12 protein-coding genes are annotated in these 12,238 nt (G+C 73.0%); 5 read left to right on the forward strand and 7 right to left on the reverse strand.

Annotation, left to right across the window (positions count from 1 at the left end; translation table 11 throughout):
• Window positions 1–266: 266 nt before the first annotated feature.
• On the reverse strand, window positions 267–1,646 hold the full coding sequence (locus tag ACSUPT_RS11170) for an NAD(P)/FAD-dependent oxidoreductase (protein WP_023588305.1): 1,380 nt from the start codon (window positions 1,644–1,646) through the stop codon (window positions 267–269).
• A gap of 703 nt (window positions 1,647–2,349) precedes the next feature.
• On the opposite strand from ACSUPT_RS11170, the gene ACSUPT_RS11175 reads away from it, so the two are divergent.
• Entirely contained in the window at window positions 2,350–3,642 is a 1,293-nt protein-coding gene (locus tag ACSUPT_RS11175) for an acyltransferase family protein (RefSeq protein ID WP_399218995.1), read from the forward strand.
• A gap of 64 nt (window positions 3,643–3,706) precedes the next feature.
• On the opposite strand, the gene ACSUPT_RS11180 is transcribed toward ACSUPT_RS11175, so the two are convergent.
• A complete protein-coding gene (locus tag ACSUPT_RS11180; protein ID WP_436944161.1) occupies window positions 3,707–4,783 on the reverse strand; it encodes an alpha/beta hydrolase family protein in 1,077 nt (358 codons plus the stop codon).
• A 99-nt stretch (window positions 4,784–4,882) separates the two neighbouring features.
• On the opposite strand from ACSUPT_RS11180, the gene ACSUPT_RS11185 reads away from it, so the two are divergent.
• From ACSUPT_RS11185 to ACSUPT_RS11200, 4 genes are all read left to right on the forward strand, one after another.
• The gene (locus tag ACSUPT_RS11185) at window positions 4,883–5,521 is read left to right on the forward strand and encodes a GNAT family N-acetyltransferase (protein WP_436944162.1); all 639 of its coding nucleotides are present in this window, start codon (window positions 4,883–4,885) and stop codon (window positions 5,519–5,521) included.
• A complete protein-coding gene (locus ACSUPT_RS11190; RefSeq protein WP_436944163.1) occupies window positions 5,518–6,426 on the forward strand; it encodes a PaaX family transcriptional regulator C-terminal domain-containing protein in 909 nt (302 codons plus the stop codon). Before ACSUPT_RS11185 ends, ACSUPT_RS11190 begins: the two co-directional genes overlap by 4 nt.
• A 145-nt stretch (window positions 6,427–6,571) precedes the next feature.
• On the forward strand, window positions 6,572–6,880 hold the full coding sequence (locus ACSUPT_RS11195; RefSeq protein WP_361664069.1) for a cold-shock protein: 309 nt from the start codon (window positions 6,572–6,574) through the stop codon (window positions 6,878–6,880).
• Between the two features lie 100 nt (window positions 6,881–6,980).
• Window positions 6,981–7,559, forward strand: coding sequence for a hypothetical protein (locus tag ACSUPT_RS11200; protein ID WP_351965313.1), 579 nt, complete (start codon window positions 6,981–6,983; stop codon window positions 7,557–7,559).
• Between the two features lie 91 nt (window positions 7,560–7,650).
• On the opposite strand, the gene ACSUPT_RS11205 is transcribed toward ACSUPT_RS11200, so the two are convergent.
• The 5 genes from ACSUPT_RS11205 to ACSUPT_RS11225 all read right to left on the reverse strand — a co-directional run bounded on the left by ACSUPT_RS11205 (window position 7,651) and on the right by ACSUPT_RS11225 (window position 12,238).
• Window positions 7,651–8,565 carry a Ppx/GppA phosphatase family protein gene (locus ACSUPT_RS11205; RefSeq protein ID WP_436944164.1) on the reverse strand — a complete coding sequence of 305 codons (915 nt, stop codon included), beginning with the start codon at window positions 8,563–8,565 and terminating at the stop codon, window positions 7,651–7,653.
• The gene (locus tag ACSUPT_RS11210; RefSeq protein ID WP_351965310.1) at window positions 8,562–9,110 is read right to left on the reverse strand and encodes a DUF501 domain-containing protein; all 549 of its coding nucleotides are present in this window, start codon (window positions 9,108–9,110) and stop codon (window positions 8,562–8,564) included. The genes ACSUPT_RS11205 and ACSUPT_RS11210 overlap by 4 nt, the downstream gene beginning before the upstream one ends.
• A 77-nt stretch (window positions 9,111–9,187) precedes the next feature.
• The gene (locus ACSUPT_RS11215) at window positions 9,188–9,661 is read right to left on the reverse strand and encodes an FtsB family cell division protein (protein ID WP_351965309.1); all 474 of its coding nucleotides are present in this window, start codon (window positions 9,659–9,661) and stop codon (window positions 9,188–9,190) included.
• A 152-nt stretch (window positions 9,662–9,813) separates the two neighbouring features.
• A complete protein-coding gene (eno, locus tag ACSUPT_RS11220) occupies window positions 9,814–11,103 on the reverse strand; it encodes a phosphopyruvate hydratase (protein WP_436944165.1) in 1,290 nt (429 codons plus the stop codon).
• Between the two features lie 448 nt (window positions 11,104–11,551).
• Window positions 11,552–12,238 (reverse strand): transglycosylase family protein, encoded by a 687-nt coding sequence (locus tag ACSUPT_RS11225; RefSeq protein ID WP_436944166.1) that lies wholly within the window; start codon window positions 12,236–12,238, stop codon window positions 11,552–11,554.

Genomic DNA, 12,238 nt, shown 5'->3' on the forward strand with positions numbered 1-12,238 from the left:
CCAGAAATGCCGTGCACCATGTGAACACCGACCGCTGCGGAAAGCAGCCCCCGGATCACGCCCCGTACGGTTCGGCAGGCGCGTTTTCCGTCATCCGCGCCCGTGCCGGGCGCCCCGGCGCGCCCGCTCACCCCGCCGCGCCGGCCGTACGGCCCGGGACGCGGCGAGGGGCCGCCCGCACCACGGATGGCGGGCGGCCCCTCGTCGGGACTGCGCTGGGACGGCCGGCCGGACCGGCCGCCGGGGCCGGGCGGACCCGGCCGGTGTCAGGAGGCCTTGGCCTTCTCCGGCTTGGCGGCGGCGGGCGCCGGAGCGGGCTTGGCGGCCTCGTAGAACTCCTCGCGCGGCGACTCGATCGCGCCGAGCGAGACGACCTCGCGCTTGAGGAACATCGCGAGCGTCCAGTCCGCGAAGACGCGGATCTTGCGGTTCCAGGTCGGCATGGCCATGCCGTGGTAGCCGCGGTGCATGTACCAGGCGAGACGGCCCTTGAGCTTGATCTTCATCTTGCCCATGACGATCATCGCGACGCCCTTGTGCAGGCCGAGGCCCGCGACCGCGCCCTTGTTGGCGTGGCTGTACTCCTTCTGCGGGAAGCCCCGCATGCCGGAGAGGACGTTGTCGCCGAGGACCTTGGCCTGGCGCAGCGCGTGCTGGGCGTTCGGCGGGCACCAGGCGTTCTCGTTGCCGGCCTTGCGGCCCACGAGGTCGGGGACCTGGGCGTTGTCGCCGGCGGCCCAGATGTAGTCGGTGCCGGTGACCTGGAGGGTCGGCTGGCAGTCGACGTGGCCGCGGGGGCCGAGCGGCAGGCCGAAGCGGGCCAGCGCCGGGTTCGGCTTCACACCGGCGGTCCACACGATGGTGTTGGAGTCGACCTCCAGGCCGTTCTTCAGCACCACGTGGCCGTCGACGCAGGAGTCCATGGAGGTGCTCAGGTACACCTCGACACCACGGCCCTCGAGGTGCTCCTTGCCGTACTTGCCGAGCTTCGGACCGACCTCGGGGAGGATCTTGTCGGCGGCGTCGACCAGGATGAAGCGCATGTCCTCGCGGGACACGTTCTTGTAGTACTTGGCGGCGTCGCGGGCCATGTCCTCGACCTCGCCGATCGTCTCGGCGCCGGCGAAGCCACCGCCGACGAAGACGAAGGTCAGCGCCTTGCGGCGGACCTCCTCGTCGGTGGTCGAGTCGGCCTTGTCCAGCTGCTCGAGCACGTGGTTGCGCAGGCCGATGGCCTCCTCGATGCCCTTCATGCCGATGCCCTGCTCGGCGAGGCCGGGGATCGGGAAGGTGCGGGAGACCGCGCCGAGCGCGATCACCAGGTAGTCGAAGGGCAGCTCGTACGCCTCGCCGACCAGCGGCGCGACGGTGGCGACCTTGCGGTCCTGGTCGATGGTGGTGACCCGACCGGTGAGGACCTCGGCCTTGGGCAGCACGCGTCGCAGCGGGACGACGACGTGCCGCGGCGAGATGCTGCCGGCGGCGGCTTCGGGGAGGAACGGCTGGTACGTCATGTACGAGCGCGGGTCGACGACCGTGACGGTCGCCTCGCCGTAGCGCATCTTCTTCAGGATGCGTCGAGCTGCGTACAGGCCTACGTACCCACCGCCTACTACGAGGATCCTGGGACGCTCCGTGGTGCTCATGCCATCGAGTATCCACCCCTCGGACGGGGGTCGCTCGTGCGCCCCTTCACAAGTTCGGGGAGACCTCTGCTACACTGCGCGGCCCACGTGACGGAGGTCATGGCGCACCGCGGGAACCAGGGTGTAACCAAGGACGTTGTTCACTCCCCCCTCACCCCCCGTGAACTGGACCGGAGAGCCTTCCGTAACCCCGGACCGCCGCCTTGCTTCACATGGCCGAAACGCTTCTGCGGTTACGAAAGCCGGGGCGCGATCGAGACGTGGGAGCCATCGGTAAGGGTCACACCCCCGCCGCAGACCCTCATCAGGCGGTTTTTCCTTGTGAAGAACTTCACGACCTTTTTCCGACGCGCTGTCGCCGAAGCCTCCACACCCTGCCCGGTTCCACCACAACCACCACGTCCGCCCCGCTTGTCCCCCCGCGTCGGCACCCCCGGCCGAGGGCCCGGACGGCCCCGCCGCGGGCAGGGCGGGCCCGTCTCCGGGCGCCGGCCGCGGTCGGCGCATCCCGTCGGGGCCGGCCGCACAACCGTTCGCGGTTACCGACTGTCAAACGGGGCACGGGCGGTACCGGGGAGGGATGACCGACCCTCCGGCCCCCGTGCCGGCGCGCCCCCCGAAACGGGCGGACGATGCTCGCGCCGGCCCGCACACGACGTCTGACGCGGCCGCTTCGGGGGCCCGGAGAGCATGAGGATCTTCCGTGGTACAGCCTTCCCCTGCGGCCCGGCAGTCCGCGCCGCGGCGCCGCCCACGGCTGGCGGCACTAGACGGCCTGCGGCTCGTCGCCGCCCTGATGGTGGTGCTCTACCACTACGTGGGCCTCGGGCACGGATGGGCGGTCGAGAGCCGGACGCTCTTCCCCCGGGTCTTCCCGTTCGCGGCCTACGGCTGGCTCGGCGTGCAGCTGTTCTTCCTCATCAGCGGGTTCGTCATCTGCATGAGCTGCTGGGGGCGTTCACTGGGGGACTTCTTCACCTCGCGCGTCGTGCGGCTGTATCCCGCGTACTGGTTCTGCGTCCTGGCCACCACGGCCGTCCTGGTCCTCGTGCCGGGCGGGTACGTCCGGCTCGCCTGGGCCGACGTGGTCGCCAACATGACGATGGTGCAGGCGTTCCTCGGGGTGAAGCCGGTGGACCCGGTGTACTGGACGCTCTTCGCCGAGCTGCGCTTCTACCTGCTGTTCGCCATCGTGGCGTGGGGCGGTCTGACGTACCGGCGGGTCCTGCTGTTCTGCTGCCTGTGGGGGTCCGCCGCCCTGGCGTTCCACCGGTTCGGCTGGGGCTCGTTCGGCCAGTTCCTCATGCCGGAGCACTGCTGGTACTTCATCGCCGGCATGGCGTTCTACCTGATGTACCGCTTCCGTCCCACGGTGCTCCTGTGGGGCGTCGTCCTGGTGTCGTTCGCGGCCGCGGTCCCGAGCGCGCGCCTGACGTGGCGGGCGTCCATCGACAACATGGACCAGTGGGTCCCCTTCTGGCCGGTGATGGCCGTGCTGACGGTGTCGTTCGGGACGATGGCGCTCGTCGCGACGGGCAGGACCGGCTGGATCACGTGGCGGTGGCTGCCCGTCGCCGGATCGCTCACCTATCCGCTGTACCTGCTGCACCAGTACATCGGCTGGGAGACCATCACGTACGTCGAGAAGACCTACCGGGTCGACCCGACGCTGCTGCTGGGCGGGCTGATCGGCTCCATGATGCTGGCCGCCTACCTGGTCCACCGGCTCGTCGAGGAGCCTCTCGGCCGCTGGCTGAAGCCGCGTGTCCGCGCCGGCATCGCGGACGCGGCGGGCCGCGCCGAGCGGTCGGGCGTACGCGTGGCGCCGGGCTTCCCCACGGCCCGGGCCGCGCGGGTCCCGATGGCGCCGGCGGTCGCCCGCGGTGCCGCGGTGCCGGGCCGCCGCCGCGAGCCGGCCGTGGTGGGCGCCGCCGCCGGGCACCCCGGGGACGGCACGCTCTGCCCGGCCGACTGCGGTCACGGCACCAGGCACTGACCCCGCGCGCCCCGTCCGCGCCCCGGCCCGGGCGCGGCCCGGGCGCGGACCGGGCGCGGACCGGCTAGCGGGCCGCGGGCGCCGGGCGCTCGGGCGGGTGGGCGGTGTACGCGGCCTGGTCGGCGAGGAACCCCTCCGCGTACAGCCGCCGGGGCGCGAAGACCGCGGTGAGGGTCAGGCGCCACGGGGAGTCCTCCGTGTCCCGGTCGACCAGTGTGTGCGAGGCACCGGGGTAGCGGAGGACCCGGAGGGACGCGGCCGGGAGGGTCTCGCGGTAGACGGCCTCGGTCTCCGCGACGTCCACGTTGTCGTCCCGGCCGGCCAGGACCAGCAGGACGGGGGTGCCGCGCATCGCCCGCAGGTCGGCGGTCGCGTCGGAGGTGAAGTTCCTGGCGATGAAGGACCACCGCGCGGGCGTCATCCCGTCCGCGTCGCCGAACGCCGCGCGGTACTCGGCGAAGGACGCGCCCCGCTCCAGCAGGCGCAGTGTGGTCTGCCTGCGGCGCAGCGCCGCTTCCCGCCGCGCGGGGGCGGCGTTGTCCCGGCGCAGTTCGGCGAGGAGGTTGTACCGGCCCTGCCGCAGCCAGTTGACCGCCGGGGAGACGGCGATGACGAACTGGAGGCGCGGGTCGCGCGCGGCCACCTTCGGCAGCACCCAGCCGGCCTGGCTGGCGCCCCACAGGCCGATGCGCCGCCCGTCGATGTCCGGGCGGCCGCGGGCCCAGGCGACGGCGGCCAGCGTCTCCTCCGCGCGGTCCGCCATGCTCTGCTCCAGCCAGTCGCCTTCGGAGCCGCCGACCCCCGGCTTGCTGAACGACAGCGAGGCGTATCCCGCGCGGGCGAAGGACTCCCAGACCGGCCGGTAGAACGTCTCGTGGGTCGCGTCGACGGGCCCGTCGCCGTGGACGAAGACGACCAGGCCGAACGGCCCCTCCCCCGTCTCGGGCAGCGCCAGCACGCCCTGGAGCAGCTTTCCGTCGTGCCGCAGCGACACCCGCTCCTCGCGCAGCGCGTAGGTGTTCTGCCACACCGCCAGCCCGGCCAGCCCGACGGCCACCGCCAGGGCGCCCGCCAGCACCTTCAGCGTCCGGCGCCACACGCGCCGCCCGCGCCCCCCGCACGTCTGGAGTCCCACGGACATGCCCACCCCCACAGAAAACGCTCGCACTCGAAACGCTCGTATTGAGAATGAACGTACTACACTCGATCGCACTAGCGGTGCGGCGACGGAGGGAGCGGCATGGAGACGGCGGAGCGCGGTCAGCCGGCGGCGGTGCGTAGAGGCGTGCCCCCGGGCGAGGAGGCGCGGGTGGCGGCGCTGTACTGGGAGGCCTTCGGGCGCAAGCTCGCCCCCGCGCTGAACCCACCGGAGACGGGGCGCCGGTTCATCGCGGACCACCTGCGGCACGACCGGGGCGTGACCGCCCTCGTGGGGGGCCGTGTCATCGGCGTCGCCGGGTACCGCATCGGCGACCGCGGGCTGACGGGCGGCGGCGCCCGGGACGTGCTGTCGGCCTACGGGCCGCTGCGCGGCCTGCCGCGCCTGGCGGTCCTGGCCCTGTTCGAGCGGACGCCCGCCGACGGGGAGCTGGTCATGGACGGCATCGCCGTGGACGCGGCCCACCGCGGCGGCGGCATCGGCGGACTGCTGCTGGAGGAGATCGCCGCGGTGGCGGCCGACCACGGCTGCCGCCGGGTCCGGCTGGACGTCATCGACGTCAACCCCAGCGCCAGGGCCCTGTACGAGCGGCACGGCTTCACCGCCGTCCGCACCGAGCGCACCCCGTACCTGCGCGGCCTGATGGGCTTCGGCGCGGTCACCACCATGCACCGCGCGGTCACCTCGGCCGACGCGTCCGGGAAGGGGGGTACGCGGTGAACTCCCCCACCTCCGACCCGGTCGCGGCGGACGAGCCGGACGGCAGGCCGGAGATCCCCACGCGGCTCCTGGTGCACGCCCTGGTCCGCGAGGACGGCACCGTCGACGCCGGTGAGCTGTACACCGTCGCGGAACTCCTCGGCATGACGGGCCAGCAGGTCAGGCTGTGCGTCAAACGCCTCGTCGACGAGGGGCGCTTCACCCAGGAGGGCCGGGGCCGCCGCGCCACCCTCCGCGCCGTCGCCGACGTCACCGGGTCCCTGGCGCCCGACGCCGCGTACGTACGCCACGCCTACCGGCAGGACGCGGGACTCGCCCCGTGGGACGGCACCTGGCACCTGTTCGCCTTCGCCATCCCCGAGACCCGCCGCTCCGCCCGCGACGCGCTGCGCGAGCGCCTGCTGCACCTGGGGGCGGCGCCCGTCCAGAGCGGCCTGTACGTCACCGCCAACCCCGTCACCGGACTCGTCCGCGCCGAGGCCGGCCGGCTCGGCGTCCTGGACGCGCTCACCTGTCTGAGCAGCACCGACCTGCGGATCGGGGACAGCACCGAACCGCGCGCCCTGGCGGCCGCCCTGTGGCCCCTGGAGGAGGTCGCCTCCCGGCACACCCGCCTGGCGGCCTTCGCCGAGAGGTGCCTGGAGCGGCTCGCGCGGGGGCCGGAGATGCCGGAGGCGGAACGCCTGACCACCTTCGTGGAACTCGCCGCGCACTTCACCGCGGCGATGACCCCCGACCCGCTCCTGCCGCCCGAGCTCCTGCCCCAGCCGTGGCCCGGCACCCGCGCCCGCGACCTGACCGCCGCGTGCCTGCGCCGCCTCCGCACCGGACGGCCGGCCGGCGACGCCCCCGCCCCGCGGCTCTTCGCGCTGTACGCGGACGCCCTGGAGCCGGGCGGCGGCTGAGGGCCCCTCAGACCGAAGCGCCGCAGTGGTCCGGGGGTCGCGCGCGGACGGCTGATACGGTTTCGGACACCGGTCGTGTGCCGCCTGACCAGCGGCACGGCACTGCCGGGCGACGTTCATCGAACCAGGGGGAAGTGTGTCCGACGTGACGCCTGACGACGTGTACGACGGGCACGTGCGGGAGTGGCACAGCGAGGAGGGCTGGGGCGTCCTGGTGACGCCCGGCCTCCCGGACGACGTGTGGGCGCACTACTCGGCCGTCGAGGCCGAGGGGTTCCGCGCGCTGACCGCCGGGGAGGCCGTCACCTTCACGGCGGAGCGGGCCGAGCAGGACCGGTTCCGCTGGAGGGCTGTGCGCGTCTGGCCGTCCGGGCCGGAGCCGCTGCCGGGGGACGGCGGGGGCACCGGGGGTCCGGGCTACTCGTCCGACCTCGACATCACCTTCGACACCTGATCGTCCCACCCGGAACGCGACCGGTCGTATCCACCAGTCACGCGCGGACCGCGGTTGGTTGCCGACGTCCGCGCGGATGGACGGAAGCAGGACCCATCCGATGTCTCTCATAGCCGCCAGGCGCGCCGCCGCGCTCGGCTCCGCCGCTCTGGCCGCCTCGATGCTGCTGGCCTCGGCCCCCGCGCACGCGGGCACGCAGCAGGCGAAGCACACCTTCAAGATGTCCGCCCCGTACTACAAGAAGACCGACTCCAACGGCACGTTCACCGGGCAGGTGAACATGGCCGGGACCGTCGGCAAGCCCGCCACCATGGCGTGGTCGTTCCGCACCTCGCCGAAGGTCCAGGCCATCGCCACGGGCAGGATGACCTGCAAGGCCGGCCACATGCAGCTGCCCTACCACGACAGCCACGCCAATGTGCCGGTCGACTACTTCTGGCACTCGTCGGTCAAGAACAACCGGCGCAACAAGGACTACACCCTCTGGGGGAACTGCACCTTCCGCGTGAAGGTCGGCGGCAAGACCGGCACCGCGAACCTCGGGTTCCGCTTCAACTACGCGCTGTTCGACGGCATCAGCCGCAGCGCCGCCGCGGACCAGCCGACCGGAGGCACCGCGCCGGCGCCCGGCAAGGACGGCGAATTCGGCACCGACCTGAAGATCACCTACGACTCCTGATCCTCGGACAAGGCCAATCGGGACCGCCCCCGCCCGTCCCACAGGACCGGGCGGGGGCGGTCCCGTCACCGCTACGCGACGAACCCGGCCGTCAGGCCAGGGACCAGGCGATGCCGTCGAGGATGTCGTGTTCGCTGACCACGACCTCCTGCGCCGCCACATGGGTCATGATCTCCTCCAGGACCAGCGCGCCCGCCACGATGACGTCCACGCGGCCCGGGTGGATGACCGGGTAGGCGGCGCGTTCGTCGTGGGTCAGCGAGCGCAGCCGCGCCGACACCTCCGCCACCCGCTCGTACGGGATGCGGGAGCGGTGGATCGCCGCGGAGTCGTACTCCCCGAGGCCCAGCGCCAGGGCCGCGACCGTGGTGACCGAGCCGGCCAGGCCGACCAGCGTGCGGGCCTCGCGGACCGGGACGGTCTCCTCGGCCAGGGCGATCGCCGCGCGCACGTCGGCGCGGATCGCGGCCACCTCGTCCTCGGTCGGCGGGTCGTGGCGCACATGGCGCTCCGTCAGCCGTACGCAGCCGATGTCCACCGAGCGGGCCGCCTCGACGTGACCGGTGCCGACGACGAACTCCGTCGAGCCGCCGCCGATGTCCACCACCAGGTACTCGTCGCTGCCCCGCAGCTCCTTCGTCGCGCCCGTGAAGGAGAACTCGGCCTCCTGGTCGCCGGTGATGACCTCCGGCTCCACGCCCAGGATGTCCATCACCCCCCGCACGAAGTCCTCGCGGTTCTCGGCGTCGCGGGACGCGGACGTCGCCACGAACCGGACCCGCTCCGCGCCCAGCTCCTTGATGGCGGCGGCGTACTCGCGGCACGCGGCGAACGTGCGCTCCAGCGCCTCCGGGGCGAGCCGCCCCGTGCGGTCCACGCCCTGGCCCAGGCGGACGATCGTCATCCGCCGGTCCAGGTCCACGAGGGTCCCCGCCTCGGGGTCGATGTCCGCCACGAGCAGGCGGATGGAGTTCGTACCGCAGTCGATGGCCGCGACCCTGGTCACTCGCCCGCCTCCCCCGCGTGGTCCGCGCCGCGCTCCACGCTCACGCACGGGCCCTTCGCCCACCACTCCGGCAGCATCGCCAGCGCCTCGTCGCCCAGCGGGTTCACACCCGGCCCGGCGACCAGCGAATGGGCGACCAGCACGTGCAGGCACTTCACGCGGTCCGGCATGCCGCCCGCGCTCGGGAACCCGGTCAGCACCTCGATCGCGTCGCGGCGGGCGATGTAGTCCTCGTGCGCGGCCCGGTAGGCGGCGGCCAGCTCCGGGTCGGCGGCCAGGCGCTCGGTCATCTCCTTCATGACGCCGTTCGCCTCCAGCGTGCCGATCGCGGAGTTCGCGCGGGGGCACGTCAGGTAGTACGTCGTCGGGAAGGGCGTGCCGTCGGGGAGCCGCGGCGCGGTCTCCACCACGTCGGGCTCACCGCACGGGCAGCGGTGCGCGATGGCCCGCAGGCCGCGCGGCGGGCGGCCGAGCTGTTCCTGGAAGGCCGCGACATCGGCCTCGGTCGGCTCGGTGCGTTCGGTCTGCGGAGGGGGCGTTTCCATGCCTGCCTTGATCCTGCTCGGTCCCGCTCGGGGCGGTTGGGGGGGGTCGGTGGGTGGTTCGGGACGGGGGCGTGCGGCTACCGGGCGCGCTGGTCGGCGCGGTCCACGCCGTCCCAGACGCCTGAGTACCAGGGCCGGCCGGTGCCGCCCTCGTCGGTGCGCTGCTCCCGCTCCGCGTCCGGGTCGTTCATGATGTACGCCGTCTCGCCCGGCATCACGTAGTGGAGGTGCCGGCGGGCGAGCTGCTTGATGTAGGCGTCGTCCTGGAGGCGGGCCTTCTCGTCGCGGAGCCGTTCGACGCGGGCCGCGGCCTCCTCGGCGAGCCGCTCCTGCTCGGCGATCTCGCCGCGCTGGGACACGTACTGCCGCATCGGGTACGCGAGGGCGACGACCATCGTGCACACGACGAGGGCCAGGAACGCGGCCCGGCCGGTGAGCCGGGAGCGGCGCGCCTGGCGGCGGGTCTGGGAGCGGTAGACGCGGGCGGCGGTCTGCTCGCCCAGCAGCCGCAGCCTCGTCGCGGTCGAGAACCGGTCCCGGTCCTGGCCCATCGGCTCGCCCCTCCTCACGTACGACGTCCCCGGACACGGTACGGGACCGTGGCCGGGGACGTACGCAACCGGGGGCGACGAGGCGTCGGCCCCCGGCGCGTCAGCCGTGCCCGCGCGTCAGCCGCGCGCGGTGCGCGTCAGCGGTGCGCGCGTCAGTCGTTCGCCGGGCGGAAGCGCGGGAACGCGCTGCGGCCGGCGTAGACGGCGGCGTCGTCGAGGATCTCCTCGATGCGCAGCAGCTGGTTGTACTTGGCGACGCGCTCGGAGCGGGCCGGGGCGCCGGTTTTGATCTGGCCGCAGTTGGTGGCGACGGCCAGGTCGGCGATGGTGACGTCCTCGGTCTCGCCGGAGCGGTGGGACATCATGCACTTGAAGCCGTTGCGCTGGGCGAGCTCGACGGCGTCCAGGGTCTCCGTGAGGGAGCCGATCTGGTTGACCTTGACGAGCAGGGCGTTCGCGGCGCCCTCCTCGATGCCGCGGGCGAGGCGCTCCGGGTTGGTGACGAAGAGGTCGTCGCCGACGAGCTGGACCTTCGAGCCGAGCTTCTCGGTGATGGTCTTCCAGCCGTCCCAGTCGTCCTCGAACAGCGGGTCCTCGATGGAGACCAGCGGGTACGAGGCGACGAGCTCCTCGTAGTACTCGGTCATCTCGGCGGCCGTGCGGGACTTGCCCTCGAACTCGTAGGCGCCGTCCTTGTAGAACTCGGACGCGGCGACGTCCAGGGCGAGCGCGATGTCGCGGCCCGGGGTGTAGCCGGCCTGCTTGATCGCCTCCAGGATGAGGTCGAGCGCGGCGCGGTTGGAGTCCAGGTTCGGGGCGAAGCCGCCCTCGTCGCCGAGGCCGGTGGACAGGCCCTTCTCCTTCAGCACCTTCTTGAGGGTGTGGTAGACCTCGGTGCCCCAGCGCAGGGCCTCGGAGAAGGACTCGGCGCCGATCGGCGCGATCATGAACTCCTGGATGTCCACGTTGGAGTCGGCGTGCGAGCCGCCGTTCAGGATGTTCATCATCGGCACCGGCAGCAGGTGCGCGTTCGGGCCGCCGAGGTAGCGGAACAGCGGCAGGTCGGACGCCTCGGAGGCGGCGTGCGCGACGGCGAGGGAGACGCCGAGGATGGCGTTGGCGCCGAGCGAGGACTTGTCCGGGGTGGCGTCCAGGTCGAACATCGCCTGGTCGATCAGCCGCTGCTCGGTGGCGTCGTAGCCGACGAGCTCCGGGCCGATCTGCTCGATGACGGCGAGCACGGCCTTCTCGACACCCTTGCCGAGGTAGCGGTCCTTGTCACCGTCGCGGAGCTCGAGGGCCTCGAACGCTCCGGTGGAGGCACCGGACGGGACGGCAGCACGGCCGGTGCTGCCGTCGTCGAGGCCGACCTCGACCTCGACCGTGGGGTTGCCTCGGGAGTCCAGGATTTCCCGGGCTACGACGACGTCGATGGACGGCACGAGCATCTCCTTCTGGGATGTGACGCGTGGAGTGCAGGGTCTTCACCCTTGCGGCAAGAGCCTAACCGGCTGGGGGGCCGCTGCCCGCTACCGCCCGCCCGCTGGGACGAAAAACCGTACAAGGCGACCCATACCGGGATGAATGGCCATCATCTCTACCGGACGGTAACCGAACTGAGCACCCGTCCACTCATCCGCCATGGGGTTGTTTGCCCCTGTTTGGGAGGGGCGCTGCGACCCCTCGGGAGCCCGCCCGCGCCGGGCCGCAGGACCTCGGCGGCGGTACCGGGAAGGCCGATGCCCCGGACCGCCGCGCACGGGGGGATGCGCGGCGGGCCGGGGCGGCTCGGGGGACGGCCCGCGCGGGCGGCCCGGCCCCGGAGGGCGGGCGGCCCCGGGGGGCGGGCCGGGGGCGGGCCGGCTCAGGGGCGCCGGCCCGGTGGGCGGGTCAGCTCAGGTGGAGCTGCTGGCCCGGGTAGATGAGGTCGGCGTCGGCGACGATGTCCTTGTTCAGGTCGAACAGCTTCTTCCAGCCGCCCTTGACGTCCTTCGCGGCGGCGATGGTGCTGAGCGTGTCGCCGGCCTTGACCTTGTACTCGCCGTCGCCCTTCTCGACCTTCTCGCCGGTCGGGGTGGTGACGGTCTTCGACTCGGCCTTCGGCGCGGCGGCCTTCGGCTGCGCCGTCTCGGCCTTCGGCGCGGTGCGCTGCTCGCTGCGCGTGGTGGGCTGCTCGGCGGTGCGCTCGGGGGCGCCGCCGTACGGGGTGCTGGACAGGCCGACGCCGCAGGACGGCCAGGCGCCCTTGCCCTGGCCCGCGAGGACCTTCTCGGCGATGGCTATCTGCTGGGACTTGCTGGCCTTGTCGGCGGTGGGGGCGTACTGCGTGCCGCCGTACGCGGCCCAGGTGGAGGCCGAGAACTGCAGGCCGCCGTAGTAGCCGTTGCCGGTGTTGATGGACCAGTTGCCGCCGGACTCGCACTGCGCGACGCGGTCCCACTCGGCGGCGGTCGCGGCACTGGCGGACGTGGCGCCCATCAGCGGGGCGGCGACGGCCACACCGGTGATGCCGGCGAACGCGGCGAGACGGACGGCCTTGGACGGGCGACGGTGCTTTCCCTTGCCGGAATTCAGCAT

The sequence above is a fragment of the Streptomyces sp. SudanB25_2051 genome (genome assembly GCF_964272635.1).
Classification (GTDB): Bacteria; Actinomycetota; Actinomycetes; order Streptomycetales; family Streptomycetaceae; genus Streptomyces.

Coding starts and splice junctions, on each gene's coding strand:
- ACSUPT_RS11170 (WP_023588305.1), bottom strand. CDS start 1,646: ATGAGCACCACGGAGCGTCCCAGGATCCTCGTAGTAGGCGGTGGGTAC.
- ACSUPT_RS11180 (WP_436944161.1), bottom strand. CDS start 4,783: ATGTCCGTGGGACTCCAGACGTGCGGGGGGCGCGGGCGGCGCGTGTGG.
- ACSUPT_RS11185 (WP_436944162.1), top strand. CDS start 4,883: ATGGAGACGGCGGAGCGCGGTCAGCCGGCGGCGGTGCGTAGAGGCGTG.
- ACSUPT_RS11200 (WP_351965313.1), top strand. CDS start 6,981: ATGTCTCTCATAGCCGCCAGGCGCGCCGCCGCGCTCGGCTCCGCCGCT.
- ACSUPT_RS11210 (WP_351965310.1), bottom strand. CDS start 9,110: ATGGAAACGCCCCCTCCGCAGACCGAACGCACCGAGCCGACCGAGGCC.
- ACSUPT_RS11215 (WP_351965309.1), bottom strand. CDS start 9,661: ATGGGCCAGGACCGGGACCGGTTCTCGACCGCGACGAGGCTGCGGCTG.
- ACSUPT_RS11225 (WP_436944166.1), bottom strand. CDS start 12,238: ATGCTGAATTCCGGCAAGGGAAAGCACCGTCGCCCGTCCAAGGCCGTC.